This is a genomic window from Tessaracoccus sp. MC1756 (assembly GCF_014164735.1).
Taxonomy (GTDB): domain Bacteria; phylum Actinomycetota; class Actinomycetes; order Propionibacteriales; family Propionibacteriaceae; genus Arachnia.
Genome location: NZ_JACJFZ010000001.1, coordinates 668490 through 694240, shown reverse-complemented (window position 1 = coordinate 694240; position 25751 = coordinate 668490). Strand labels below are relative to the sequence as shown.

The 25751-nt window shown below is 68.6% G+C and carries 26 protein-coding genes; 14 read left to right on the top strand and 12 right to left on the bottom strand.

All coding sequences use genetic code 11. The features are described from left to right. Positions 1-60: 60 nt before the first annotated feature. From H5393_RS03200 to H5393_RS03170, 7 genes are all read right to left on the bottom strand, one after another. Positions 61-459: a cytochrome c oxidase subunit 4 gene (locus H5393_RS03200; protein WP_182763714.1), complete on the bottom strand. Its 399-nt coding sequence runs from the start codon at positions 457-459 to the stop codon at positions 61-63. Beyond that, positions 456-2099, bottom strand: a complete 1644-nt coding sequence (gene ctaD / locus H5393_RS03195; protein WP_182764223.1) for a cytochrome c oxidase subunit I — start codon at positions 2097-2099, stop codon at positions 456-458. Before ctaD ends, H5393_RS03200 begins: the two co-directional genes overlap by 4 nt. A gap of 89 nt (positions 2100-2188) precedes the next feature. Continuing rightward, complete coding sequence (gene coxB, locus H5393_RS03190) at positions 2189-2926, bottom strand: cytochrome c oxidase subunit II (RefSeq protein WP_182764224.1); 738 nt, start codon at positions 2924-2926, stop codon at positions 2189-2191. A 279-nt stretch (positions 2927-3205) separates the two neighbouring features. Then, complete coding sequence (locus H5393_RS03185) at positions 3206-3550, bottom strand: iron-sulfur cluster assembly accessory protein (protein WP_076058174.1); 345 nt, start codon at positions 3548-3550, stop codon at positions 3206-3208. Positions 3551-3656: 106 nt separating this feature from the next. Beyond that, positions 3657-4556 carry a glycerate kinase gene (locus tag H5393_RS03180; protein ID WP_182765452.1) on the bottom strand — a complete coding sequence of 300 codons (900 nt, stop codon included), beginning with the start codon at positions 4554-4556 and terminating at the stop codon, positions 3657-3659. Next, entirely contained in the window at positions 4553-4888 is a 336-nt protein-coding gene (locus H5393_RS03175; protein WP_182765451.1) for a hypothetical protein, read from the bottom strand. The genes H5393_RS03180 and H5393_RS03175 overlap by 4 nt, the downstream gene beginning before the upstream one ends. Continuing rightward, on the bottom strand, positions 4885-5688 hold the full coding sequence (locus H5393_RS03170) for a PspA/IM30 family protein (protein WP_182765450.1): 804 nt from the start codon (positions 5686-5688) through the stop codon (positions 4885-4887). The genes H5393_RS03175 and H5393_RS03170 overlap by 4 nt, the downstream gene beginning before the upstream one ends. Positions 5689-5841: 153 nt before the next feature. Here H5393_RS03170 and H5393_RS03165 point away from each other — a divergent pair, with 153 nt between their 5' ends. Together H5393_RS03165 and H5393_RS03160 are read left to right on the top strand one after the other, a co-directional pair. Beyond that, complete coding sequence (locus H5393_RS03165; RefSeq protein ID WP_182763718.1) at positions 5842-6501, top strand: DUF3043 domain-containing protein; 660 nt, start codon at positions 5842-5844, stop codon at positions 6499-6501. Between the two features lie 12 nt (positions 6502-6513). Beyond that, the gene (locus tag H5393_RS03160) at positions 6514-6720 is read left to right on the top strand and encodes a hypothetical protein (RefSeq protein ID WP_182765449.1); all 207 of its coding nucleotides are present in this window, start codon (positions 6514-6516) and stop codon (positions 6718-6720) included. Here H5393_RS03160 and H5393_RS03155 read toward each other — a convergent pair. Next, positions 6710-7018: a hypothetical protein gene (locus H5393_RS03155; RefSeq protein WP_182763720.1), complete on the bottom strand. Its 309-nt coding sequence runs from the start codon at positions 7016-7018 to the stop codon at positions 6710-6712. The genes H5393_RS03160 and H5393_RS03155 overlap by 11 nt on opposite strands. A 56-nt stretch (positions 7019-7074) precedes the next feature. On the opposite strand from H5393_RS03155, the gene H5393_RS03150 reads away from it, so the two are divergent. Then, the gene (locus H5393_RS03150) at positions 7075-8580 is read left to right on the top strand and encodes a leucyl aminopeptidase (RefSeq protein WP_245243945.1); all 1506 of its coding nucleotides are present in this window, start codon (positions 7075-7077) and stop codon (positions 8578-8580) included. Positions 8581-8613: 33 nt separating this feature from the next. On the opposite strand, the gene H5393_RS03145 is transcribed toward H5393_RS03150, so the two are convergent. Beyond that, positions 8614-8958 carry a hypothetical protein gene (locus H5393_RS03145; protein ID WP_076058160.1) on the bottom strand — a complete coding sequence of 115 codons (345 nt, stop codon included), beginning with the start codon at positions 8956-8958 and terminating at the stop codon, positions 8614-8616. Between the two features lie 69 nt (positions 8959-9027). Here H5393_RS03145 and H5393_RS03140 point away from each other — a divergent pair, with 69 nt between their 5' ends. From H5393_RS03140 to H5393_RS03105, 8 genes are all read left to right on the top strand, one after another. After that, positions 9028-10425 carry a dihydrolipoyl dehydrogenase gene (locus H5393_RS03140; protein ID WP_182765448.1) on the top strand — a complete coding sequence of 466 codons (1398 nt, stop codon included), beginning with the start codon at positions 9028-9030 and terminating at the stop codon, positions 10423-10425. A 51-nt stretch (positions 10426-10476) separates the two neighbouring features. Further along, positions 10477-12303, top strand: coding sequence for a 2-oxoglutarate dehydrogenase, E2 component, dihydrolipoamide succinyltransferase (gene sucB / locus H5393_RS03135; protein WP_182765447.1), 1827 nt, complete (start codon positions 10477-10479; stop codon positions 12301-12303). Between the two features lie 57 nt (positions 12304-12360). Continuing rightward, positions 12361-13101: a DUF554 domain-containing protein gene (locus H5393_RS03130; protein WP_182763723.1), complete on the top strand. Its 741-nt coding sequence runs from the start codon at positions 12361-12363 to the stop codon at positions 13099-13101. Positions 13102-13117: 16 nt separating this feature from the next. Then, positions 13118-13762 carry a lipoyl(octanoyl) transferase LipB gene (gene lipB / locus H5393_RS03125; RefSeq protein WP_182763724.1) on the top strand — a complete coding sequence of 215 codons (645 nt, stop codon included), beginning with the start codon at positions 13118-13120 and terminating at the stop codon, positions 13760-13762. 58 nt (positions 13763-13820) lie between these two features. Next, positions 13821-15284: a glycosyltransferase gene (locus tag H5393_RS03120; RefSeq protein ID WP_182765446.1), complete on the top strand. Its 1464-nt coding sequence runs from the start codon at positions 13821-13823 to the stop codon at positions 15282-15284. A gap of 131 nt (positions 15285-15415) precedes the next feature. Further along, entirely contained in the window at positions 15416-16348 is a 933-nt protein-coding gene (lipA, locus tag H5393_RS03115; protein ID WP_182763726.1) for a lipoyl synthase, read from the top strand. 14 nt (positions 16349-16362) lie between these two features. Beyond that, entirely contained in the window at positions 16363-17121 is a 759-nt protein-coding gene (locus H5393_RS03110) for a DUF4191 domain-containing protein (RefSeq protein WP_182763727.1), read from the top strand. A gap of 3 nt (positions 17122-17124) precedes the next feature. After that, positions 17125-18888, top strand: coding sequence for an ABC-F family ATP-binding cassette domain-containing protein (locus tag H5393_RS03105; RefSeq protein ID WP_182763728.1), 1764 nt, complete (start codon positions 17125-17127; stop codon positions 18886-18888). A gap of 67 nt (positions 18889-18955) precedes the next feature. Here H5393_RS03105 and ilvD read toward each other — a convergent pair whose 3' ends face one another. Both ilvD and H5393_RS03095 read right to left on the bottom strand, forming a co-directional pair. Beyond that, positions 18956-20653, bottom strand: a complete 1698-nt coding sequence (gene ilvD, locus H5393_RS03100; RefSeq protein ID WP_182763729.1) for a dihydroxy-acid dehydratase — start codon at positions 20651-20653, stop codon at positions 18956-18958. A 26-nt stretch (positions 20654-20679) separates the two neighbouring features. Next, complete coding sequence (locus tag H5393_RS03095) at positions 20680-21498, bottom strand: aldo/keto reductase (protein ID WP_182765445.1); 819 nt, start codon at positions 21496-21498, stop codon at positions 20680-20682. 49 nt (positions 21499-21547) lie between these two features. Between H5393_RS03095 and H5393_RS03090 the strand changes: the two genes are divergently transcribed. The 3 genes from H5393_RS03090 (at position 21548) to H5393_RS03080 (ending at position 25328) form a co-directional block, all read left to right on the top strand. Further along, positions 21548-22021 carry an FABP family protein gene (locus H5393_RS03090; RefSeq protein WP_182765444.1) on the top strand — a complete coding sequence of 158 codons (474 nt, stop codon included), beginning with the start codon at positions 21548-21550 and terminating at the stop codon, positions 22019-22021. Between the two features lie 66 nt (positions 22022-22087). Then, complete coding sequence (locus H5393_RS03085) at positions 22088-23230, top strand: AAA family ATPase (RefSeq protein ID WP_182765443.1); 1143 nt, start codon at positions 22088-22090, stop codon at positions 23228-23230. 52 nt (positions 23231-23282) lie between these two features. Continuing rightward, a complete protein-coding gene (locus H5393_RS03080; RefSeq protein ID WP_182765442.1) occupies positions 23283-25328 on the top strand; it encodes a heavy metal translocating P-type ATPase in 2046 nt (681 codons plus the stop codon). On the opposite strand, the gene H5393_RS03075 is transcribed toward H5393_RS03080, so the two are convergent. After that, positions 25306-25746, bottom strand: coding sequence for an iron chaperone (locus H5393_RS03075; protein WP_182765441.1), 441 nt, complete (start codon positions 25744-25746; stop codon positions 25306-25308). The two genes, H5393_RS03080 and H5393_RS03075, sit on opposite strands and share 23 nt — an antisense overlap. Positions 25747-25751 lie beyond the last annotated feature (5 nt).

Sequence of the window (25751 nt, the reverse complement as noted above, 5' to 3'; positions counted from 1 at the left end):
AAGCACGAAGCCCGCCCCCAGCAGGGGGCGGGCTTTCTCGTCGTTTCAGGGGCGCGGGGCTCAGTGCTTGTAGTCGCCGCGGTAGAACTCGAGAACCCAACCGGACGTGGCCCAGATACCCAGCCCGAGGAACAGGATCGTGATCCAGGCCTGGTGCAGTGCGGGGCCGAGGCAGATGCCGGCCGTGACGACCGCGGCCCAGAAGGGCCAGATCGACTTGGGGGCGAAGAAGCCCATGTCGCCGGCGCCCTCGATGACGTCGGCATCCTCACGGTCCTCCGGGCGGGCGTCGAAGTTGCGCGCCTGGAGCGTCAGGAAGGCGGCGATGAAGCCGCCGAGGAACCCGGTGGCCCCCAGCACGAACGTGCCCGCGATCTCACCCGACACGAACCAGTAGATGGGCGTGACGATCGCGAAGAAGACGAAGATGAACCAGAAAGAGTACTTCTCGGGCTTCACTTGGCGGAACCTTCCAGCTCGGGATCGTGCGTGTCGTCGTCGAGCAGTTCGCCCGGGTCATCGTGGTGGCGCGCTGCCAGCTCCGGACGGGCCGCATCCAGCGCGGGGCTGTTGGACCGCACGCGGGGCAGCGAGTCGAAGTTGTGACGGGGCGGCGGGCAGGAGGTGGCCCACTCGAGCGAGCGGCCCCAGCCCCACGGGTCGTTGACGTTGACCAGCGGCGCCTTGCGCGTGATCCACACATTCCAGAGGAACGGCAGCATCGAGACACCGAGCAGGAACGCGCCGAACGTCGACAGCTGGTTCAGGAAGGTGAAGCCCTCCCAGGCGCCGTAGTCCGCGATGCGCCGCTGCATGCCGCCGACACCCAGCCAGTGCTGCACGAGGAACGTGGTGTGGAAGCCGACGAAGAGGGTCCAGAAGTGGATCTTGCCCCAGGTCTCGTTGAGAATTCTGCCGGTGAACTTCGGCCACCAGTAGTAGAAGCCGGCGAACATCGCGAACACGACGGTGCCGAACAGCACGTAGTGGAAGTGGGCCACGACGAAATAGGTGTCCGTGACCTGGAAGTCCAGTGCGGGAGAAGCCAGGATGATGCCGGTCAGGCCGCCGAAGAGGAACGTGACGAGGAACCCGATGGCGAAGGACATCGACGTGTTCAATGTCAACGATCCTCGCCAGATCGTGCCCACCCAGTTGAAGAACTTCACGCCCGTGGGCACGGCGATGAGGAACGTCATGAAGGCGAAGAACGGGAGGTTCACCGCGCCGGTGGCGAACATGTGGTGGGCCCAGACGGACACCGAGAGCGCGCCGATCGCCAGCGTGGCGAACACGAGCCCGTAGTAGCCGAAGACCGGCTTGCGGCTGAAGGCGCTGAGCACCTCCGTGATCACGCCGAAGAACGGCAGGGCGATGATGTAGACCTCTGGGTGACCGAAGAACCAGAACAGGTGCTGCCACAGGATGGGTCCACCCGACGACGGGTCGAGCACGTGCGAGCCCAGCACACGGTCCGACTCGAGCACGAGGAGGCCGACGGCGAGCACCGGGAACGCGATCAGCACCATGATGGAGGTGACCAGGATGTTCCAGGAGAAGATCGGCATGCGGAACATGGTGAGACCGGGCGCGCGCATGGTGATGACGGTGGTGATGAAGTTCACCGCGCCCAGGATCGACGAGAGACCCAGCAGGTAGAGGCCCATGATCCAGAGGTCGTGGCCCATGCCGGGCGAGTGGATCGAGTTCGACAACGGCGCGTAGGCGAACCAACCGAAGCTGGCCGCGCCACCGGGCATCACGAAGCCCGTGCAGGCCATCACGGCGCCGAACACGTACAGCCAGAAGGCGTAACCGTTCATGCGAGGGAAGGCCACGTCGGGGGCCCCGAGTTGCAGCGGCAGGATGGCGTTGGCGAACCCGGAGAACATGGGGGTGGCGAACATCAGCAGCATGATCGTGCCGTGCATGGTGAAGAACTGGTTGAAGGTCTCGTAGTTCATGTAGTCCATGCCGGGGCTGGCCAACTCGGCACGGATGCCGAGGGCGAGCACGCCGCCGATCATGAAGAAGATGAACGCCGTGACGAAGTACATGTTGCCGATGACCTTGTGATCGGTCGTGGTCAGGTACTTCATGACGCGAGCACCGAGGCGGTGCGACTCCACCCCGACGGGCGCCTGCGCCGCGTCGGTGACGGTGGTGCGTTGGGTGACTGTGAAGCTACTCACTTCTGCTCCTCAGGTGCGGTGGTCTGGAGGACCGCCTGCTTGGCTGGTTCGAGCTTGCGCTCACCGGCGTTACCGCTCTCCGCCAGTTCACGAATCTTGGCTTCGTACTCCTCTTCGGAGACAACGTGCACCTTGAACAACATCAGCGAGTGGAACTCGCCGCACAGCTCGGCGCACTTGCCGTCGTAGGTGCCGAGCTTGTTCGGCGTGGCGTCGAAAGAGTTGAGATGGCCGGGGATGACGTCCAACTTGAAATAGAACGAGGGGACCCAGAACGAGTGGATGACGTCTGCCGAGTTGAGGTTGAACCGCACCCGCTTGTTGACGGGGAGGTACAGGTCCGGGATTCTCTCCAGGGTGCCGATCTCGTGGGCAACGCCGACGTCGGGGTTACCCTCCTCCATGTAGTTGAAGGTCCAGGACCATTTCTGCCCGATGACGTTGATCACGACGTCCGGCTCGGTCTCCTGCTCGACCATCGCGTCCTGCGCCTTGATCGTGTAGAAGAACAGCACGCCGACGATCAGGAACGGCACCAACGTGTACAGCAGTTCCAGCGGCAGGTGGTAGGTGGTCTGGCGGGGAGCCGGGGCGTCGCCCTCACGGCGGCGGTACCGGATGATCGCCCAGATGATCAGGCCCCAGACGATGCCGCCGACGGCGAACGACGCGATCCACGCTCCGAGCCACAGGTTGCCGACGTGGGGGGCCTGCTCCGTTGCGGCCTCCGGCAGGCCCAGGCGCGCGGCGCCTTCAGAGCATGCGGTCAGGGCGACCAGCGCCACGGGAAGCCCAGCTGCCAGGGCCCCTCGGACCCATCGTCTCGACGGCGCAGTTTTGCCACTCACAAGTTGCCCTTCCGTTCTACCTTTTCGGGCCCCTGTCCCCCGTCGGGAGAGCCGGGACCTGCACTGCTGCAGCCACCTTAACGCATAAAAGCCACCCCGGGTGATGCGTCTCCAGCGGGGTGGCGTAGAATCGCGCGACTCGCGCGCGACTGGTATATGCGAGGCTCAGTGGAACGAGTCGCCGCAGGCGCACGAGCCGCCGGCGTTGGGGTTGTCGATCGTGAAGCCCTGCTTCTCGATCGAGTCCATGAAGTCGATGCTCGCACCGCCCAGGTAGGGGGCGCTCATCTTGTCGGTGACGACGGTGACGCCGTCGTAGTCGGTGGCCACGTCGCCGTCGAGCGAGCGGTCGTCGAAGTAGAGCTGGTAGCGGAGGCCGGAGCAGCCACCGGGCTGCACGGCGATCCGCAGCGAGAGGTCATCGCGGCCCTCAGCGTCGAGTAGGGCGCGAACCTTCTGCACGGCGACATCGGTGAGGACAACGCCCTGAGTGGTCTGAGTATCGGTCACGGCTGTTTCTCCAAGTGGTTGGGTTAAGTGAGTCCTCGCCGATTCTACGCCGGACTTGCCGGAAACCCCAGAGGACCGTCCGCCCCCGGGATTCGCCTCCGGCGAACTACCAGGCCCAGGAGGCGGCGAGCCGGCTCGCGGCGGCCGCGAGCTCCTCCGGCGTCGACTCGTCCTCGGCCGCACCTTCGCGCAGCGCATGGGCGGTTTCGAGCCCGGCGATCCGCAGTTCACGCGACGAGACGTAGTTGCGGCCCGCAATGGCGATGGCCGGGCGCAACTGCTCCTCCGCCCAGCTGACGACCTTCTTCACAACGGGGCCACCGACGGCGTGGAACTCCATCAGTTCGGCCCCGGTGACCACCAGGTCTGCCTGCGCCACCGTGCCCGCGAGACCGTAGCGTTCGGCCAGCCAGGAGAGCGGGTCCAGGACGCGGCCCCCGAGGGCGGTGACGATGAGCCCCACACCCCCGGCCGCGCCGGCACCCGGGCCCTGTTCCAGGCCGAGCTCAGCCAGCCACCTCTCGGCGCGCGCGTCGAAGGTGAGGACCTCCTGCAGCGTGGCGCCGGCAGAACGCAGGGCCGTCGATGCGTGACCTTCCAGACCGGTCAGCGGCCGGCTCACCTGGTCTGCGGGCACCAGCGCGACCAGTTGCCTGCCGACCCAGGCGGCCCGGGCCGCGATGAGCCCCTCCACCGGGTCGTCGGCGAAGCGCGCCAGGATGGCGGCGCCGAGGTCGTCGACCTCGCAGTCGGTGAGGTCCACCACCACGTCGGCCTCCGCGCCCGGGCGCGACAAGGCCTCCACTACGTCGGTCGTGAAGTGAGCCGAGATGAACAGTGCCTCGGGAGCCGCGATCGAGGCCGCCTCGGCGAGGGCCTCGCCGTCGACCCCGAGGGGCACGACGGCGACCTCGGCCCCCTTGGCCGCGAAACCGACCGCGATGGTTTCCGACGCGACGCGTGGCGTGAGCCCGGCGATCGAGTCCGCGGCGACGACCACCCTCACAGGACGGAGGACTCCTCGTCGCCCTCCACCAGCTCGCCTTCGGCGTCCGGGAGGATGCCGTAGTACTCGCTGGTGGAATCGAGCAACGCCCGCACCTCTTCGAGGCTGGAATCTGTGTCCGGCAGCACGAGGTCTGATTCGACGATCACGTCGTCGGGCACCTCGACGCCGAGCCTGCGCACGCCCTCGCTGAGTGCAATGAGCGCGGTCTCGAGCGCAGCCTGGTCTTCGGCGGCGACGGCATCCTCCAGTTGACGGTCGAGTTCGTTGAGTTCAATGAGGTGCTCAGGTTCCAACACCCACTGGCCCTGACCCATGATGCGCACGATCATGCCCGGTCCCCTCCCTGGCCGGCCTCGTACACGTCCGGCGTGGCCTGCGGGGTTGCTCCCTGGGGGCCGGAGTTCAGCTCGGGCCGCGCGGCGGGCCCGCCGGTGAGTTCGGCCTTCATCCGGGCCAGCTCACCCTCGACCGACGAATCCGCGGCCAGGGCATCGAGCTCGCGGGTGATGTCGTCGCGCACGGTGCCGGTGGGGTCGTCGAGCGCACCGGTGGCCAGCAGTTCGTCGACGGCGGACGCACGGGCCTGCAGCTGGAGGGTCTTGTCCTCGGCGCGCTGGATGGCCAGGCCGATGTCGCTCATCTCCTCCGAGATGCCGGTGAAGGCCTCGTTGATGCGGGTCTGCGCCTCGGCGGCCGAGTAGGTGGCCTTGATGGTCTCCTTGCGCGTGCGGAACGCGTCGACCTTGGCCTGCAGGCGGGAGCTGGCGCGCACCAGCTTCTCCTCTTCACCCTGCAGCTGCGCGTGCTGCGCCTGGAGGTCTTCGAGCTGCGACTGGAGACCGGCCTTGCGGGTCAGCGCCTCGCGGGCCAGGTCCTCGCGGTTCGCCTCGAGCGCACGCTGGGCGGCCGACTGGAGCCGCTCCACCTCGGAGTTCATCTTCGCGGCCTGCAGCTCGACCCGCTTGCGGCTGGTGGCCACATCAGCGACGCCACGGCGCACGTTCTGCAGGAGTTCGAGTTGCTTCTGGTACGAGTAGTCGAGCGTCTCGCGAGGGTCTTCGTACTTGTCGAGCGCCTTATTGGCCTTCGATTTGAAGACCAGAGCGATGCGTTCAAAAATGCTGGCCACGAGGTGTCCTTCCAGGAACGTGCGGTGTTCAACCTTGAGGTTAGCGCGCATCCGGTGGCAGGACAGCCCTACGGCCCCCTGAGCTGACCCTGAACCCCGCGCGCGGCCCGGTATGATGGCTGCCGACCCCTCCGATCAGAAGGACTCCCCACCGTGGCCCTCTTCCGCCCCTACGAGCGCAAGCAATCGACGTCGACGGACCGCATGGCGACGCTGACCCCGAAGGGCGCCAAGGCCGCGGCGAAGGCCGAGAAGTCCGCGAAGGCGCCGCAGACGACGCAGGCCGCGCCCGCCGTCGAGACCCCGGCCGAGAAGATCAGGGTCACGCGCAAGAAGGAGGGTGCCACCCTCAGCCGCCGTCAGGCCGAGGCGGCCCGCATGGAGCGGCTCCACCCCACTCTCTCCCCCAAGCAGCAGCGCAAGGCGGATGCCCGCGCCCGCCAGGAGAGCCGGATGGAGGCGTGGGAGCGGACGGAGAATTCGCCCGCGCGCCAGTTGGTCCGCGACTACGTCGACACCCGCTGGACCGTGGCCGAGTTCATGCTGCCAGCCATGATCCTGGTGATGGCCGGTGTGATGATCACGATGCAGAACCCGGTGCTGTCCAGCTACATCGCGATGGGCCTCTGGGTGCTGCTCGCCATCACCATCATCAACGTGGCCATCATGTGGCGCGGCTTCAAGAAGCTGTTGGCGGAGCGCCACCCGGGCGAGCCGAAGCGCGGCCTGCTGGTCTACATGTTCAACCGGTCGCTGATGATCCGCCGCTTCCGCCAGCCAGGCCCGCGCGTCAAGCGCGGCGACGCCATCTGAGCCGGTGCCCAGATGAGCTACCGCTGGCAACCCACGTCCGGCACCTATGCCGAATCAGACCTCGCAGCCGCAGACCTGGCCAAGACCTTCGAGGACCAGGCGGCGGCAGAGGCGTGGCTGACCCTGTTCTTCGACGACCTGCTGGAGCAGGGCGTGTCAGAGGTGAGCCTCTACGAGGAGGACCGCCTCGTGTACGGCCCCATGTCGCTCAATCCCTGACGGCATTCTTGTCGGTGGCGGCTTTCAGGTCCTGGCGCAGCAGCCAGCCACCGAAAACGGCCATCCCCAACCCCGTGGCGACGGCGAACGGCACCTGGCTGCGCGCCTCGGCAACCCTGTCCTCGTAGGTCTGCACCCGGCTCGTGCGCTCGTCGGTCCGGCTGGAGTAGTGGCACACGTCCCCCGGCCCCATCTCGACGCCGCGGCACAGCATCGTCGGCGACACCCAGGAGGAGACCCCCCACGCCACGATGATGACCCCCGCAGCGATGAAGGCCCAGAGCCCGACACGTTTCATGCGGGACAAGGTAGCAGCCTGCAAACCCGACAAGCTCGTTGGCTAGGCTGACGGGCGTGACTGAACTGTGCCCTGATCTCTCCCTGTCCACCTCTCTGCCCAAGCACACCGACGCGGTGCTCCTGGGCATGGCGACCATCAACCAGGACGAACCGGCCCTCGTCGGCCTGCTCCCCGCCCTGGACAAGGCCTATCAGAAGGCCTACGGCAGCACGGTCACGGGCATGGCCGGCGCGCTCGGCGCCTCGGCCAAGGAGGGCTGCGTCGTCGCTCTGCCCGCCGTCGACCGTACCCGGGTCTTCGTGGTGGGCCTCGGCAGCGCCGACGTGACGCCCGACGGGGTCCGCAACGCCGTCGGCACCGGCCTGCGCGCCATCGCCGCGCTGCCGGACGTGGCAGACCTCTCCGTCGCCGTGTCCCTCGAACTGTCGGATCCGGAACTCATCCAGGCCGCCGGCGAGGGGGCACTGCTCGGCGCCTACCGCTTCAGGGCCATCACCGCGGAGCCTGCAGCATCGGCAGTGCAGTCGGTGACGCTGGTGTCGGCTGTGACGAGCGCCGGGGCCAAGGCTGCCGTCGCCACTGCCGCCATCGTGTCGGAGGCCGTGTGCCAGGCGCGCACCTGGACCAACACTCCCCCGAACCTGCTGTACCCGGAGACGTTCGCGGAGGCGGCGCGCGGCTACCTGAAGGACCAGAAGGTCGCCGTCGAGGTCCTCGACGAGAAGGCCCTGGAAAGGGGCGGCTACGGCGGCATTCTGGCCGTCGGCGGCGGTTCGGTGCGCAAGCCGCGGCTCGTCCGCATGTCCTACGCGCCCCGCGGCGCGACCGCCCACCTGGCGCTCGTCGGCAAGGGCATCACGTTCGACTCCGGTGGCCTCGACATCAAGCCGGCCGGTCAGATGGCCGGCATGAAGTACGACATGTCCGGCGCTGCGGCCGTCATCGCCGCCTTCCACGCCATCGCCGCCTCGGAGCTGAAGATCAAGGTCACGGCCTACGCCGCGCTGGCGGAGAACCTCCCGTCGGGCAGCTCCTACCGCGCCAGCGACGTGATCACCATGTTCGACGGCCAGACGGTCGAGAACTACAACACCGACGCCGAAGGCCGCCTCGTGATGGCCGACGCGATCGGGCGCGCGGCACAGGACGCCCCGGACCTCATCGTCGACGTCGCGACGCTGACCGGGGCCTGCATGGTGGCCCTGGGACTGCGCACCGGCGGCCTCATCACCAACGGTGAGCCGACCTCCGACGTGGTGCTGGACGCTGCCGAGTCCGCCGGCGAGGACTTCTGGGAGCTGCCGCTGAACGAGTATGTGCGCGGACTGCTGAAGAGCAACGTCGCGGACCTGCGTTCCGGCGCCTCCAACCGGTGGGGCGGGGCGCTGGTGGCCGGCGCCTTCCTCGAGCGCTTCGTGCCGGAAGGCATGGGGTGGGCCCACCTCGACATCGCCGGTCCGGCCGAGAACCCGGAAGAGGCCTACGGCTGCACGCCGAAGGGCGGCACGGGCGTCGGGGTGCGCACGCTGGTGGCGCTCGCCAGGCAGTTGGCGGGCTGATCAGCCCCGCCCGGTGACGGGCGCCGGCTGGTCTCAGCGCAGACCGTCGGCGGCCCGCCGGGCCTGCTTGGCTCGCAGACCGTACTCGCGCATCCGTTTGGGGTACGGCACCACCCCGGCGTCGTAGCACGGGATGTGGTGCTGCTCTGCGAACGCGTAGCCGTACTCCGCGCTGGGCACGCCGCGACGGGTGGACTCCCCGTCTGCGGCCACCAGCAGGATCGACGGCTTGTTGAACGAGGTGGGTTGCTCCACCCACGCCTCGACGCCGCGGCGGCTGATGACGAAGGCGCTCAGGTGCTCGAAGAGCGCGTCAGCGACCTTCTTCGAGTCGCGCGCAACCTCAGCCTGCTTCTTCTTGCGTCCGAACCATCCCACGCCTGCCATTATGCCCAGTGGGCGGTAACGGCAGGGCAACACCCGGCAGGGACGTGGAAGACTGGCCCCATGACGCATCCGTTCGATCTCGCCATCCTCGGTGCCGGCTCCGCCGGTTACGCCTGCGCCCTGCGGGCCGCCCAACTCGGGCTGAGGGTCGCGCTGTTCGACGACACCCCGGTCGGCGGCACCTGCCTCCACCGCGGCTGCATCCCGGCGAAGGCCTGGCTGCAGGCGGCCAAGGTGCGCAGCACCGTGGCCAAGGCTGACGCCTTCGGTATCGGCGCCACCCTCGGCGACACCGACGTCCCCGCGCTCCGCCGCTACGTCGACGGCGTCATCAAGCCGCTGCACAAGGGCCTGGCCGGCCTCATCGCTGCGCGCGGCATCACCCTCATCCAGGAACGCGGCGTCGTCACGAGGGACGACGAGGGCCCTGGCATCGACGTCGGCGACGCCCACTATCGGGCACGGGCGGTCGTCGTGGCCACCGGCGCGGCCCCCATCACCCTCGGGCTGCCCGTCGACGGCGAGCGCATCCTCACCAGCGACCACGCCCTCCGCCTCACTTCGCTGCCCGGCTCGGCCATCGTGCTGGGCGGCGGCGTCATCGGCGTCGAATTCGCGTCGTTGTGGACGGATCTGGGCGTCAAGGTCACGCTCGTCGAGGCGCTGGACCGGCTGCTCCCCGGCGAGGAGCCGGCGCACTCGAGCATCCTCAAGGCAGAACTGATGAGCCGCGGGATCGACGTTCGGCTCGGCGCGCCCCTCACCGACGTCGAAGTGGGCGAGACAGTCAGTGGCCGGGTCCGCGACGACCAGGTCCGGGCCGACGTCCTGCTGGTCGCCGCGGGACGCAGGCCGGCCACCGCCGGGCTGCGCCTCGCCGAGGCCGGCGTCCGGATCGAGGACACCGGGCACGTCGCCGTCGATGAGTTCTTCCAGACCTCCGCCCGCGGGATCTTCGCGGCCGGCGACCTGGTGGCCGGCCCCCAACTGGCCCATCGCGGTTATGCGCACGGCCTGTTCCTCGCGGAACGGATCGCGCAGTTACAGGGCAGGCATGCCAGCCGGCCGACGCCCCCGCGAGACCGTGACATCCCCCGCATCACCTACTCCACCCCACAGGTCGCCTCGGTCGGCCTGACCGCCGAGCAGGCGGGGCCTGACGCGCAGGTCGTCGACTACCCCCTGTCCGGCAACGGCCGCAGCCGCATCCTGCGCGCGCCCGGCGTCCGCGACAGTGGCAGGGTCCGGCTGGTGCGCGAGCCCGACGGCGCCATCGTCGGCGTGCACCTCATCGGCGACGACGTCGGTGAACTGATCGGCGAGGGCGCGCTGCTCGTCGGCTGGCAGGCCACGCCCGAGGATGTCGCCGGGATCGTCCATGCACACCCCACCCTGGGCGAGTCCATCGCGGAGGCCAACTGGGCACTCGCAGGTCGGCCACTGCACATGCATGTCTGAATTGCCATATAGGGTGGAAACACTCACGGTACGCAAAGGAGCCACAACCACATGTCAACCGAAGTCACCCTTCCCGCACTGGGCGAATCCGTCACGGAAGGCACCATTTCTCGCTGGTTGAAGGCGGTCGGAGACACTGTCGAGGCCGACGAGCCGTTGCTCGAAGTCTCCACCGACAAGGTCGACACCGAGATTCCCAGCCCGGTTGGGGGCACCCTGCTCGAGATCCGGTTCGAGGAAGACGACGTGGCTGAGGTCGGCGCCGTGCTGGCCGTCATCGGCGAGGCCGGCGAAGCGCCCGCATCAAGCGACGAAGCACCCGCTGCCGAAACCGCACCCGAGTCACAGCCCGAACCCGAGCCGCAGCCCGAACCCGAACCACAGGCGGCCGAAGAGGAGCCCCTCGAAGCCGCCGTTCCGGCCGACGACCAGCAGTCCCCGGCCGCGTCCCAAGCCCCTGCCGCTGGCGGCCCCGCCTCCGGCACCGAGGTGACCCTCCCGGCCTTGGGCGAGTCCGTCACCGAGGGCACCATCTCCCGCTGGCTCAAGGCCGTGGGCGACGCGGTGGAGGCGGATGAGGCACTCCTCGAGGTCTCCACGGACAAGGTCGACACCGAGATCCCCAGCCCTGTGGCGGGCACCCTGCTCGAGATCCGCTTCCAGGAGGACGAGACGGCCAACGTCGGCGACGTGCTCGCCATCGTGGGCGACGCCTCGGCCCAGGCGGCCGCTCCGGCACCGGAGGCTGCTCCCGCGCCGCAGGCCCAGCCGGAGCCCGAGCCGGAGCCCGAGCCGAAGCCCGAGCCCGAGCCCCAGGCCAAGCCCGAACCCCAGGCCAAGCCCGCTCCCCAGGCCCAGCCGGCCAAGGAAGAACCGAAGCAGGAGCACTCCGCTGCTGTTGAGGCCGCGGTCGCGCGTCGCGCCGCCGAGGCATCGGGAGACGGTACCTATGTGACCCCGCTCGTGCGCAAGCTGGCGAAGGAACACGGCGTGGAGCTCAGTTCCGTGAAGGGCACCGGCGTCGGCGGTCGCATCCGCAAGCAGGACGTCATCGACGCCGCCCAGGCGGCAAAGGCCGCGCCGACACCCGCTGCAGAGGCCCCGAAGGCCGCTGCTGCTCCCGCCGCCAAGGCAGCCCCCGCTTCCACTGAGCAGGTCCGGGGCACCACGGAGAAGCTGTCGCGCCTGCGCAAGGTGATCGCCGCCCGGATGGTGGAATCGCTGCAGACCTCCGCGCAGCTCACGGCCACCGTCGAGGTGGACCTCACCGCGATCAGCCACCTGCGCAACCAGGTCAAGGCAGACTTCAAGCGTCGTGAAGGCGCTTCGCTGTCCTACCTGCCGTTCATCACCATGGCCGCGGTGGAGGCGCTCAAGCAGTTCCCGATCGTCAACGCCACCATCGATGTGGAGGCGGGTACCATGACCTACGCGGACGGCGAACACGTAGGCATCGCCGTCGACACCGAGCGCGGTCTGCTGGTCCCCGTCATCAAGGAGGCCGGCAACCTGAACCTCACCGGCCTGGCGAAGAAGATCGGCGACCTCGCCGCCCGCACCCGCACCGGCCAGGTCGGCCCGGATGAGCTGTCCGGTGGATCTTTCACCATCACGAACTACGGTTCCGCAGGCACGCTCTTCGACACGCCGATCGTGAACCAGCCCCAGGTCGCCATCCTCGGCACCGGCGCGCTGGTGAAGCGTCCAGTCGTGGTCGAGGACCGCTTCGGCGCCGAGTCCATCGCCATCCGCCACATGATGTACCTGTCGCTCAGCTACGACCACCGCCTCATCGACGGGGCCGTGGCCGCGCGATTCCTCTCCGCAGTGAAGGAGCGTCTGGAAGACGGCGACTTCGGCGGCGAATTCGGCATCTGACCGTTCCCCTGAGACAGAGACCCCCGGCCTTGGCCGGGGGTCTCTGCGTCTGGTTGGATGACGCTCGTGTTCATCGGGATCGGTACGGTCGTCAACGTCGCCACTGTGGTGGTCGGCTCTCTGATCGGGCTGGCCCTCGGAAACCGCATCCCTGAGCGCACGAAGGACACCGTCACCTCCGTGCTGGGCCTGTTCACCATGGTGCTCGGCGGGTTCTCCGTCGTGGCGATGAACAGCGACGCGCTCACCTCCGCCGTCGGCAGGTCAGCGATGATCGTGGTGCTGGCCGCGCTGCTGCTGGGCACCCTGCTCGGGTCGTGGTTGCGGGTGGAGGACCGGCTGGAGCAGGGCGCGCACTGGATCCGCTCCAGGTTCAGGGGCGCAGGTGACGAGAACCGCTTCGTCGACGGACTGGTCGTGTCCACCCTCGTCTTCTGCGTGGGGCCGCTGACCATTCTGGGCTCGATCTCCGACGGTCTGGGCCGCGGGGCCGATCAACTGCTGGTCAAGGCCACCCTGGACGGTTTCGCCGCCATGGCGTTCGCCTCGACGCTGGGGTGGGGCGTCCTCGCCTCCGCTGCCGCGGTGGGCGTCCTCCAGGGCTCCCTCACGGTGCTGGGCTACTTCGCCGGCGACATCCTCACCGCCGCGCAGGTCGACGCCCTGACCGCGGCGGGCGGCGTGATCCTGCTGGGTCTGGGCCTGCGGCTGCTCGGCCTGAAGCAGATCCCCGTGGGTGATCTCCTCCCCGCGTTGCTGCTCGCGCCCGTGTTCACCTGGGCTGCGGGTCTTCTCTGAGGCGTAGTATCGCTGCGTGTTGACGTTCGAGTACCGCGGCCTCGGGGACGATCCCGGGCTCAGCGATTACCAAGAGACCTGGGACTACCAACGTGCCGTGCACGCCGAAGTGGCCTCAGCCGCGCGGCCCGGCCACGTCATCTACGTCGAGCATCCGCCGGTCTACACGGCCGGCCGGCGCACCAAGCTCACGGACTACCCGAAGGACGGCACGCCGGTCGTCCCCGTGGACCGCGGCGGCGAGATCACCTACCACGGCCCCGGCCAGCTCGTCGGCTACCCCATCGTGCACCTGCCGGACGGCGTCGGGGTCGTGGACCACGTGCGCGCCGTCGAGGGCGCCGTGATCGACCTGCTCGACACCTATGGCATCCCCTCGGGACGCGTCGAGGGCCGCACCGGGGTGTGGCTGGCAGCCTCCGAAGACAGGCCGCAGCGCAAGATCTGCGCCATCGGCGTGCGGGTCTCGCAGCGCACCGCCCTCCACGGCTTCGCGTTGAACGTGCTGAGTTCAGCCGAGCGGTTCGGCAACATCGTCCCCTGCGGCATCGCCGACGCCGGCGTCACCTCGATCGTCGAGGAAGCGCCGGGGACCTGGTCCGTCAGCGCTGTGGCGCACGATCTGGAGCCTTTCCTCCGTGGGCGCCTCCGCCACACCTAGCCGCGCTCCGGCGAGCCGGAGTGATGTGCTGACCACCTCCATCGAGAGGGGCCGCCACATGGGTCGAATCGCGCTTTATCTGTTCGGATACGCCGCCACGGCAGCGCTCGTGTGGGCGTTCCTCACCCTGCAGACACATCCACAACCCCCTGGCGCCTGGCTGCGCTGGGTGGTGCTGCTCGCGATGGGGCCCTCGCTGTTCCGGTATTCGGTACAACTCGTGCTCGCCCCGCTGTACGAGCTGATCATGGCGCGCCGACGCCGACGCCAGGGTGCCCGGTGCGTCGTGCGGCGGCCGTCGGTCAGCGTGCTGGTGCCGGCCCGGAACGAAGAGGTGGGCATCGAGGCCACCGTGCGCTCCGTTCTCGCCAGCGACTATCCGGATCTCGAACTCGTCGTCGTCGACGACGGTTCAACCGACGGCACCGGGGAGGTGATGCGGCGTCTGGTGCGTGAGCACGAGGAATCACGCCGCCCCGGACGGCTGGTGTTCCGTTCCCTCCCCAACGCCGGCAAATCCCGCGCCATGAACACGGCGCTGTCCCTGTCCAGCGGCGACCTGATCATCACCGTCGATGCCGACAGCGTCGTCGAACCCGACGCCGTCAGGGAGATCGTGCGGCTCTACGACGACCCCCGGGTGATGTCTGTGGCGGGCAACGTCAAGATCGGCAACCACAAGTCCCCCATCGGCCTCATCCAGCAGTTCGAGTACCTCTACGCGTTCTTCTTCAAGAAGGCGGACTCACTGCTCAACGCCGTGTACATCGTCGGTGGGGCCGCAGCCTCCTACCGGCGCAGCATCATCGACGAGCTGGGCGGCTTCGACGAGACGATCATCACCGAGGACATCGAGATGTCCACCAGGATCCAGGACGCCGGCGGAAAGGTGCAGTACACGCCGAGGGCCGTGATCTGGACGGAGGGCGCCTCCGACGTGGTGGGCCTGGCCGGGCAGCGCCTGCACTGGAAGTACGGCCGCCTCATCACGTTCTGGCGCTACCGCTGGATGTTCCTCAGCATCGCGCCCCGGCACAACATGTGGCTGTCCTGGCTGGTGATGCCGGTGACCGTGATCGCCGATCTGCTGCTTCTCCTCGAGCCGTTGCTGCTGGCGCTCATCGTGGCGTACACGTGGGTGAGCCACGACTTCCTGCCGATCATCGTCTACATCGCCCTGCTCGCGGTGGTCCTCGTCTTCCAGGTGCTGACCGACGTGCGCCGGCGTCAGAGCCTCAACCTGCTGCTGGTGGCGCCGATCGCCTGGCTGCTGATCTACTTCGTCGACGCGATCGAGTTCCAGGCGCTCACCCGCAGTCTCCTACGCATCTCCCGACGGCAGGGACTCGACTGGCAGCGCTGGGAACGCTCCGGCGTCTTCAGCGGAGAACCAGTTCCTGAACTTCCGCCGCAGGTCGCCGAGTCGACAACAGCACCGCGCCGATCAGCGGAAGCGCGCCGAGCAGCCCCGCCGGACCCAGCCGCTCCCCCGGAACCAGGAAGGCCAGCGCGGAGCCGGTGACCGGCTCGAGCAGCGCCGTGCCCCATGCCACCCCGGCACGGACCAGGAGCACAATCCCGGATGTGAGGCAACCAGTGGAAGCACGCTGACACCCTACTCACGCCGTCTCCCGGGGGTATTACTCTGGGGGGGTGACAGCAGTGCAGCCAGACGGACGCAGACTCCTCAGAGTCGAAGCGAAGAACGCCGAGACACCGATCGAGCGAAAGCCCGCGTGGATCAAGACCACCGCGAAGATGGGCCCGAACTACCAGGATCTCCAGCAGATCGTGCGTTCGGGTGATCTCCACACCGTGTGCCAGGAGGCGGGTTGTCCCAACATCTACGAGTGCTGGGAAGACCGGGAATCCACGTTCCTCATCGGTGGGGACAGGTGCACCCGTCGCTGTGACTTCTGCCAGATCGAATCCGCCAAGCCGGAGGGTTACGACCCGGCCGAGCCGCTGCGCGTCGCCGCTTCCGTCAAGAAGATGGGGCTGCGCTACGCCACCATCACCGGCGTATGCCGCGATGACCTGCCCGACGAGGGCGCCTGGTTGTACGCGGAGACCATCCGGCAGGTCCACGGGGTCAACCCCGGCGTCGGCGTCGAGATGCTCGCGCCGGACTTCTCCGGCAAGGAGGAACTCCTCGCGCAACTCTTCGACGCACAGCCGGAGGTGTTCGCCCACAACGTCGAGACCGTGCCGCGCATCTTCAAGCGGATCCGTCCGGGCTTCCGCTACGAGCGCTCGCTCGAGGTGCTGAGGATGTCGCGCGATCGCGGGCTGGTCACCAAGTCCAACCTCATCCTGGGCATGGGCGAGACCCGCGAGGAGATCTCGGAGGCGCTGCAGGACCTGCACGACGCCGGTGCCGAGCTGATCACCATCACCCAGTACCTGCGCCCCAACGCGACGCTGCACCCCATCGACAGGTGGGTCACTCCGGAGGAGTTCGAGGAGCTGGATCAGGAGGCCCGCGAGATCGGATATTCTGGCGTGTTGTCCGGGCCGCTCGTTCGTTCTTCGTACCGAGCAGGCAGGCTGTACCGCACAGCGATGGACGCACGTAACAAGAACTGACACGAGAGGCTGTCATGGCGAAGAGCGAACGCGCGAAAGCCTTCGAGGCGAAGCAGAAGGCTGAGGCCCGCGCCGAGAAGGAGCGCAAGCGCAGTTCCACAGACCCCGCAGACTGGGGTCGTTGGCGCCAGCTTGTAGAGACCTACAAGATGAGCGCCAAGTACGACAAGGCGCTGCCCTGGCTGATGCTCGCAGGGTTCGTCGTGCCGTTCGCGCTGCTCCTGGTCGTGGGCTTCATCCTGAACCAGCCCCTCATCTGGGGCCTCGTCGGTGTGTCGGCCGGCTTCCTCGGTGCCATGGCGATCTTCGCCTGGCGGGCCCGCCGCGCCGTGTACAGCCGCTACGAGGGCCAGGCCGGCTCAGGTGAGGTGGCGCTGCAGATGCTGCCGAAGCAGTGGGTGTCTGATCCCGTCATCGCCGTGACCAAGAACATGGACGTCGTGCACCGCACACTCGGCCCCGGCGGCCTCATCCTGATCGGTGAGGGTGAAGCCGGCCGTCTGAAGCCGCTGCTGCAGGGTGAGAAGCGCAAGCATGAGCAGGTCGCCTACGGCGTCGAGGTCAAGACCATCCAGATGGGCAAGGCCGCCGGCCAGGTCCCGCTGGACCAGCTGGCCAGCCACATCAAGAAGATGCCCAAGGTGCTCACCCCCGCAAAGATCGGCGAGGTGCGCCAGCGCCTCCGTGCCCTGGACGCCATGCGCCCCAAGGCACCCATCCCGAAGGGTCCCATCTCGATGAAGGGCTCCCGAGCCGCCATGCGCGGCCGCTGACCTGTGGCCAACATCGTCAATCTCGAAGCCATCACGCACGGCTTCGGTACCCGCACCCTGCTCGACAACGTCTCCTGCGGCATCTCGGAGCGCGAGGTGATCGGCGTCGTCGGCCGCAACGGCGACGGCAAGACCACCCTGCTGCGGATCATGACCGGGGAACTGGAGCCAGATTCGGGGCGCGCCATCCGCGCCACCAACTCCTCCATCGGCGTCCTGCAGCAGCAGAGCGACCCCCGTCCCGGCGAAACGGTGCGCGACCGGATCGTCGGCGGTGAACCGGACCATGTCTGGGCGGCCGACGCCGGCAAGCGCGGCGTCGTGGAGGCGCTCCTGACCGACATCGGCCTGGAACGGCCCCTGGAGAAGTTGTCCGGTGGTGAGCGACGGCGGGTGGAGCTCGTCGCGGTCCTGCTCGGCCACCACGACCTCATCGTGCTCGACGAGCCCACCAACCACCTCGACGTGGAGGCCATCGCTTTCCTGGCGGAGTATCTCCGGGCCCGCACGCAGGCCGGCCTCGCCATGCTGTTGGTCAGCCACGACCGCTGGTTCCTCGACGCCGTGTGCACCCGCATCTGGGAGGTGCACGACGGCGTGATCGACGCCTACGACGGCGGTTACGCCGCCTACGTGCTCGCCCGCGTGGAGCGCCAGCGGGTCGCCGCGACGAACGAGGCGCGTCGGAAGAACCTCGCGCGCAAGGAACTCGCCTGGCTGCGCCGCGGCGCCCCTGCCCGCACGTCGAAGTCCAAGTTCCGCATCGAGGCCGCCAACGTCCTGATCGCCGACGAGCCGCCGCCACGCGACAAGCTGGCGCTCGAACAGTTCGCGGTGACCCGTCTGGGCAAGGACGTGTTCGACCTCATCAACGTCGACTACACGGTGCCGGACCGCACGCTGCTCGACAGGTTGACCTGGTCGATCGGTCCGGGAGACCGGATCGGACTGGTGGGCATCAACGGCGCGGGCAAGACCACCCTCCTCGACCTCCTGGCCGATGAACGTGACCCGGACAGCGGCAAGATCAAGCGCGGCAAGACCCTCCGGTTGGCCTACCTGTCGCAGGCCGTGGCCGAACTCGATGAGGACGACCGCGTGTTGTCGTCGGTGAAGCGGTTGCGGGAGGAGACGAAGCTGGCCACCGGTCGCGACGCCTCCGCGTCGTCGCTGCTGGAGGAGTTCGGGTTCACCGGCGACAAGTTGGTGGCCCGGATCGGTGACCTGTCGGGCGGCGAGCGCAGGAGGCTGCAGTTCCTGCGTCTGCTGCTGACCGAACCCAACGTCCTGCTGCTCGACGAGCCCACCAACGACCTGGACATCGACACCCTGACCGTCATCGAGGACTACCTCGACACCTGGCCGGGCACGCTGATCGTGGTCAGCCACGACCGGTACTTCCTGGAGCGCGTCACCGACGTGACCTACGCGCTGCTGGGCGACGGCACCTGCGTGCTGCTGCCGGGTGGCGTCGAGGAGTACCTGGACAGGCGACGGCGCGCCCAGGCCGCCGACGCGGCTGCCGCGCCTGGCCCGAGCGGGCCCGCCACCAAGTCCGACGCCGCTGCGGAGCGTCAGCGGAAGAAGGACCTCGCGCGGCTCGAGAGCCAGCTCGGCAAGGTCGAAGCGGAGATCGTCAAGCTGCACACGGCGATGACGGAGGCGGCCAGCGACTACCCGCGGCTGGCGAAGCTCACGGCTGACCTGCAGGCCGCCGAGGCCCGCAAGGACGACCTCGAAGAGGCGTGGCTCACCGCCGCTGAGTGACCGCAAGGCGGGCCGTGACCTGGGGTTGTCCCCCGGTTTCGGCCCGCAACTGCTCCAGGCTCCGCCCTCAGCCCAGCACCGCACCCTTGCTGGCCGAACCCACGAGCTTCTGGTACTTGCCCAGGACGCCGGTGGTGAACTTGGGCTTGATGGGGCGCCAGCCCTCCCTGCGGCGCGCGAGCTCCTCCTCGTCAACCTCGAGGTCGAGCGTCATGGTGCCGACGTCGAGACGGATCTGGTCGCCGTCACGGACGAACGCGATGGGCCCCCCGTCGACCGCTTCCGGCGCGACGTGGCCGACGCACAACCCGGTGGTGCCGCCGGAGAACCGGCCGTCGGTGAGCAGCAGGACGGTCTTGCCGAGGTTGGCACCCTTGATAGCCCCGGTGATGGCCAGCATCTCGCGCATGCCCGGGCCACCCTTGGGCCCCTCATAGCGGATGACCACCACGTCGCCGTCGGTGATGGTGCCGTTCTCCAGCGCATCGAGGGCGGCACGCTCACGTTCGAACACCCTGGCGGTGCCTTCGAACACATCGGTCTGGAAGCCGGCGGTCTTGACCACGGCGCCCTCCGGGGCGAGCGATCCGTGCAGGATGGTGATGCCGCCGCGCGGGGCGATGGCGTTGTCCAAGGACCGCAGCACCTTGCCGTCGGGGCGGCGGGGCGCCGACTCCTCAAGGTTCTCAGCGATGGTCTTGCCCGTGACGGTCATGCAGTCGCGGTTGATGAGCCCCGCCTCGTCGAGCAGCCGCATGATGACGGGCACGCCGCCCACCCGGTCGACGTCGTTCATGACGTAGCGCCCGTAGGGCTTGAGGTCGCCCAGGTGCGGCACCTTGGCCTGCATGCGGGTGAAGTCTGCCAGCGTGAGGTCCACGTCGGCCTCGTGGGCGATGGCCAACAGGTGAAGCACGGCGTTGGTGGACCCTCCGAACGCCATCACGACGGCGATGGCGTTCTCGAACGCCTCCTTGGTCATGATGTCCCTGGTGGTGATGCCCTGACGCAGCATCTCGACGACGGCCTCGCCGGCCTTGAACGCAGCGATGTCGCGCCTTGGGTCGACGGCCGGCGGCGCGGCTGAACCGGGGATCGACAGGCCCATGGCCTCTGCCACGCAGGCCATGGTGTTGGCCGTGTACATCCCGCCGCAGGCACCCTCGCCAGGGCAGATCGCCTTCTCGATCACGGTCACGTCCTCGCGCGACATCAGCCCTCTGGCGCAGGCTCCCACCGCCTCATAGGCGTCGATGATCGTGACCTCGCGTTCCTCCCCTGAGGAGAGCCGCGCCAGGCCGGGCATGATGGAACCGGCGTAGACGTAGACGGAGGCCAGGCCGAGGCGGGCGGCGGCCATCATCATGCCCGGCTCGGACTTGTCGCAGCCGGCCAGCAGCACGGATCCGTCGAGGCGTTCCGCCTGCATCACGATTTCGACGGAGTCTGCAATCGTGTCGCGGGAGACGAGTGAGTAGTGCATGCCGTCGTGGCCCATCGAGATGCCGTCGGAGACGGAGATGGTGCCGAATTCGAGCGGGAAACCACCCGCGGCGAACACACCCTCCTTGGCCTTCTTCGCGAGCCTGTCGAGGGAGAGGTTGCAGGGGGTGATCTCGTTCCAACTGGATCCCACGCCGATCTGGGGCTTGGCGAAATCGTCGTCACCGAGGCCGACGGCACGCAACATGCCGCGGGCGGCGGTGGCTTCCAAACCGTCGGTGACCTGGCGGGAGCGGGGCTTGATGTCCGGATGCTCTTCCATTCCCGGAGTCTACGGCCCCGTCCCCGTCACTGCCGTTCGTCGGGCGAAGTGCCGAACCGCTGACCCCTGTCGAGTGTGGCGACGGCAGCCATGTCGTCGTCGGTCAGCGTGAAGTGCTCCACCTCCAGGTTGCTGCGCAGCCGCTCGGGGTTCGTCGACTTCGGGATGACCGCGTTGCCCAACTGCAGGTGCCACCGGATGATGGCCTGCGCCGGGGTGACGCCGTGCCTGGCCGCGATGGCGCGGATCAGCGGGTCTTCCAGCACATGGCCGCGGCCCAGCGGGCTCCACGCCTGCGTGACGATGCCGTGCTCCCGGTGGTACTTCCGGAGGCCCTCCTGTTGGAGGTACGGGTGGAGTTCGACCTGGTTCACGACCGGAGCGACCCCCGTCTCCCCGATGATCCTTTCGATCTGCTCCTCCGTGAAGTTGGACACCCCGATGGAGCGGACGCGGCCCGCCTCCCGCAGCTCGATGAGGGTGCGCCACACGTCGACGAACTGGTTCCGGTTGGGGCGGGGCCAGTGGATCATGTAGACGTCGACGGCCGTGCCCAGCGCCTTCTCCGTCGCGTCGAAGGAGGCGAGCACCGCGTCGCGGTCCTGGCTCTCCTCGCCCCAGAACTTGCTGGTGACGGTGAGGAGCGAGCGGTCGATGTCGACGCGGCGCAGCGCGTTGCCCAGTTCGACCTCGTTGGCATAGAACTCGGCACCGTCGACCAGTCGGTAGCCGGCGGCGACACCGGCGACCACCACCTCCTCCGTCTGCTCCGGCGGAACCTTGTAGAGGCCGAAGCCGAGCGTAGGCATGCGGAAACCGTCGAGGAGTTGCAGGTCGTCTGTCATGGGCCCGATTCTGCCACCGTCGGCCGGCACCCGGCTTAGACTCGGGGGCATGGATCTCCATCCCGCACTGCAGCCCCTGGCAACGCTCGTCGGCACCTGGGAGGGCGCTGGGCACGGGGAATACCCGAGCATCCGGCCCTACGGCTACATCGAAGAGATCACGTTCAGCAACATCGGCAAACCGTTCCTCGAGTACCGGCAGCGGACCTGGAACTCGGACAACGCGCTGATGCACGTGGAGACGGGCTACCTGCGCCTCCCCTCCCCTGACAGGGTGGAGTTCGTGTTGGCGCTGCCGACCGGGCAGGTGGAGCTCGCCGAGGGACACCTCACCGTGGCCCACGGCGCCGTGCAGCTCACCCTGGAGGGCAGGATCCTCAACTCCTCGTCGGCGAAGACCGTCAACGCGACCGCCCGCCGCTACTCCCTCATCGACGACGAGTTGGGCACCAGCCTCGACATGGCCGCCGGCGAATACCCCCTCCAGCGTCACCTGACCTCCGAATTGACCCGCACCAGGTAGCGGCGCTCCGGCCGGCCCGGACGAGGTGCCCCGGCGCTGTCGCACCCTCGGTTTAAGCTCGCCGACATGTACAGGACACTGGCCGTCTCCGGATACCGGTCGCTGCGCGACGTCTCCATCCGGCTCGGCAGGGTCACCGTCGTCACGGGGCCCAACGGATCGGGAAAGTCGAGCCTCTACAGGGCCCTGCGGCTCCTCGCCGGCTGCGCGTTGGGCGACGCGGTGGCCTCGCTGGCGCGCGAGGGCGGGCTGTCGTCGGTGCTGTGGGCCGGCCCCGAGTCACTCACGGGCGCCCGGCGCACCGGCCTGGTGCAGGGCACCATCAGGAGCGGGCCGGTGTCACTCAAGTTGGGCATCGGCGCCGATGCGCTCAGCTACCTCGTCGATCTCGGGCTGCCCCAACAGGGCCTGAGCGCCTTCGACCGAGACCCGGAGGTCAAGCGCGAGGTCGTCTGGGGTGGCCCGCTCATGCGCGCCTCCACCCTCGCCGCCCGCCGGAGGCGCGGCCTGGTGGAGGTCCGCGACGAGGGCCCCTGGGAGGAACTGCCGTTCCAGCTGGCGCCCCACCAGTCCATGCTCCGCGACCTCCCCGAACTCCGGGCGCTGCGGGACGAGCTCGCGGCCTGGCGCTTCTACGACACCCTGCGCACGGACGCCGGGGCCCCCGCCAGGCAGCCGAGGGTGGGCACCCGCACCTGGGCGCTGGCCGGCGACGGCGCCGATGTGGCTGCGGCCCTGCAGACGATCCGCGAACGTGGGCGCGAACCCATCGGCCAGTTCATCGAGGATGCCTTCCCGGGCAGCAGTCTCGAGGTCCCCGTCGTCGACGGGATCTTCGAGCTCGCGCTCCACCAGCCCGGCATGCTGCGGCCCTTGCGGGCCGCCGAACTGTCGGACGGCACGCTGCGCTACCTCATGTGGTTGGCAGCGCTACTGGCCCCGGCCCGCCCTCCCCTGATGGCCTTGAACGAACCCGAGAACAGCCTCCACCCCTCCCTGATCGCACCACTCGGGCGCCTGATCGCACGCTCGGCGGCAGAGACGCAGGTCGTCGTCGTGACCCATTCACGAGCCCTCGTCGAGGCGCTCACCGGCGCGGTGCCCGAGGAGGACCTGGAGTTGGTTGAACTGGTCAAGGACACGGGTGAAACGGTCGTCGCAGATCAGGGGCTACTGTCGCGTCCGAGCTGGGAGTGGGGGCGTCGGTAAGTCCCGCCCGTGCGTCTTTAATACCCCCTGGGGGTATGGTAGCGTCGATGCCATGACTGCTCACCACCATCACGGGCACCCGGCACCCATGAGGCCGGAATCGCAGGGTCACGACGGTCACGGCGGTCACGCCGGCCACGCAGCCCACTTCGGCCGTCTCTTCTGGGTCATGCTCGCCCTGGGCGTCCCGGTCGTCGCGCTGTCGCCGATGTTCGCCCACCTGATCGGCTACGACCTCCCTGGCTGGGCCCTCTGGGTGGCGGCGCTTCTCGGCACGGTGATGTACGTCTGGGGCGGTCAGCCGTTCCTGACGGGAGCCGTCAGCGAGATCAGGCAGCGCAAGCCCGGCATGATGCTGCTGATCGGGCTCGCCATCACCGTCGCCTTCCTGGCCTCCTGGAGCGCGACGCTGGGCATCCTCCACCACGAACTGGAGTTCTGGTGGGAACTGGCGTTGCTGATCGTCATCATGCTGCTCGGCCACTGGGTGGAGATGCGCTCGCTGGCGCAGACCACCTCAGCGCTCGATTCGCTCGCCGCACTGCTGCCGGACGAGGCCGAACGCGTCCTCGATGGCGGCGTGGAGAAGGTCTCCCCCTCTGCCCTGGCAAACGGCGACATCGTGATCGTGCGGCCCGGTGGCCAGGTGCCCGCCGACGGCATGATCACCCAGGGCTCAGCGAGCATGGACGAGTCGATGATCACCGGAGAGTCCAAGCCGGTGGCCCGCAGCGAGGGCGAACAGGTCGTCGCAGGGACCATCGCCACGGACTCGGGCATCCGCCTCCAGGTCACCGCCGTCGGCGACGACACCGCCCTCGCCGGGATCCAGAAGATGGTCCTCGACGCCCAGAACTCCTCGTCGAAGGCACAGCGGATCGCGGACCGGGCGGCTGCCTGGCTGTTCTGGTTCGCCCTCGGTGCCGCCGTGATCACCGCCATCGCGTGGACCGTCCTCGGCGTTCCGGACCAGGCGATCGTCCGCACCATCACGGTGCTCGTGATCGCCTGCCCGCACGCCCTGGGCTTGGCCATCCCGCTGGTCGTGTCGATCGCCACCGAGCGCGCCGCCAAGGCGGGCGTCCTGGTCAAGGACCGGCTCGCCCTCGAGGCGATGCGCACCGTCGACGCGGTCCTGTTCGACAAGACCGGCACGTTGACCGTAGGCGCCCCGGTTGTCGCGGCGGTGCACGCCGTCGGACGCTCCGACGACGAGGTGCTCGCCCTGGCCGCCGCCGCGGAGGCCGACTCCGAGCACCCCCTTGCCAAGGCGATCGTCCGGCGCGCAGCAGAGCGCGGGCTCACGGTGCACAAGGCACATGACTTCTCGTCCTCCCCCGCCGTCGGCGTCAGCGCCCGTGTTGAGGGGCGACGCGTCCAGGTGGGCGGCCCCCACCTCCTGGCCCAGGAGAACGCAACGGCACTGCCCGTCAGCGAGACCTGGGCGTCCTCGGGAGCCACCATCCTGCACGTGCTGGTCGACGGTGAGCCCATCGGTGCACTGCAGGTCGCCGATGAAATCCGCCCAGAGTCCCGGGCGGCCATCGAGGCGCTTCGCCAGCGGGGGGTCACCGTCGTGATGATCACCGGCGACGCCCGGGCGGTGGCGGAATCGGTGGCCGCAGACCTCGGCATCGAGCGGGTCTTCGCGGGGGTCCGCCCGGAGGACAAGGCAGGGAAGGTGCAGGAACTGCAGCGGGAGGGGCGGACGGTGGCGATGGTCGGCGACGGCGTCAACGACGCACCGGCCCTTGCCCAGGCCGACGTCGGCATCGCGATCGGCGCGGGCACCGACGTCGCGATCGGGTCCGCCGGCGTGGTCCTCGCCGGAGACGACCCCCGGGCCGTCGTCTCCGTCATCCAGTTGTCGCGCGCCGCCTACCGCAAGATGAAGCAGAACCTCTGGTGGGCGGCGGGGTACAACCTGGTGGCCGTACCGCTCGCCGCGGGCACGCTCGCCTCAGCGGGCGTCACCCTGCCGATGTCGGTGGGCGCCATCCTGATGTCCCTCTCGACGGTGGTGGTGGCCCTGAATGCGCAGTTGCTGCGCCGCCTGGACCTGGACCCCGCCTCCGTTACGCGCCGACAGCGCGCTTGATCAGGTCGGAGACCCTCTTCTCCACCTGCGCCGTCCACGCCGGGATCGCGAACGCGGAGGGCCAGATGTCGCCGTCGTCGAGCTTGGCGCTGTCGTTGAAGCCGAGGGTGCCGTAGCGGGTGCCGAACTTCTTCGCCGGCTGGAAGAAGAAGACGATCTCCTTGCCCATCATGTAGGCGGGGAACCCGTACCAGGTCTTGCAGCCCATGTCGGGCGCGACCTCCTTCACCAGCGCGTGGAGGGACTCGGCGATCGCCTTGTCGTCGCCCTCCATCTCGGCGATCTTCGCCAGCACATCGGCTTCGGGATCCTTGGTGGAGCGCGACCGCTTCAGCTCAGAGGCGCGTTCCTTCATGGCGGCCTTCTCCTCGGCGGAGAAGGTGTCTGCAGCAGCGTCGGTGCGTTTCTTGGTGGCCATGGCGA